Genomic DNA, 597 nt, shown 5'->3' with positions numbered 1-597 from the left:
TCTCAAAGGTGCAAAAGATGAAGAAATTTGCTGATGGGTCAAAAGAAGATATAAATCATTGGTTTACATTATGTAGAAAAAAACAGCAACCGTTTATTTTCATTGTACCTCAAAGAAAATATGCATTAATTGAATGGGATTATATGCATTTTGATAAGGCGATAGAGGCTAACATACGGCATCATGAAAGAGAGATTGTTGCGTCAATGGGGGCTATCTTAAAGAAATACCGCTTACAAAATTTTAAGTTTAGCAGGAACAGTCTGGGGCGGAATCTGCGAGGTGTAGAAATCGAAGATTCGGTGCGTGTTGCTGAAGAACTGTATGATTTATTTAATGAATATGCTTATCTAAATAATCCATCACTTAAGTAGACTGATCTTACATACAAAAAAGCCCGCTGTGTGCGTAATGCCGATCGTTTAAGGATCAGTTGACCGATCCGGTGGCTCGTGTAAAAAGGGTTCATGCTCATCATGGACCCTTTTTAAATGGAACTTTCACACGCTCTCGGTATTATCAATCTCACTGCCCCCGATGAAGTTCAAAGCCTCGCTGACCTCCTGTCTCCTGACCTCATTCAGCAAGCTTTTTCTC

General features: G+C 39.5%; 1 protein-coding gene. It reads left to right on the top strand.

Features of this window, described 5'->3' with window-relative positions:
* A partial coding sequence (locus AC1DUO_RS26060; protein WP_477989632.1) for a hypothetical protein occupies positions 1-374 on the top strand: 374 nt, incomplete at its 5' end.
* Positions 375-597 lie beyond the last annotated feature (223 nt).

It is taken from the genome of Rahnella sp. P4_A8, from assembly GCF_056402435.1.
The sequence above is the reverse complement of the archived record's forward strand: the minus strand, read 5'-3'. Positions and strand labels throughout refer to the sequence as shown.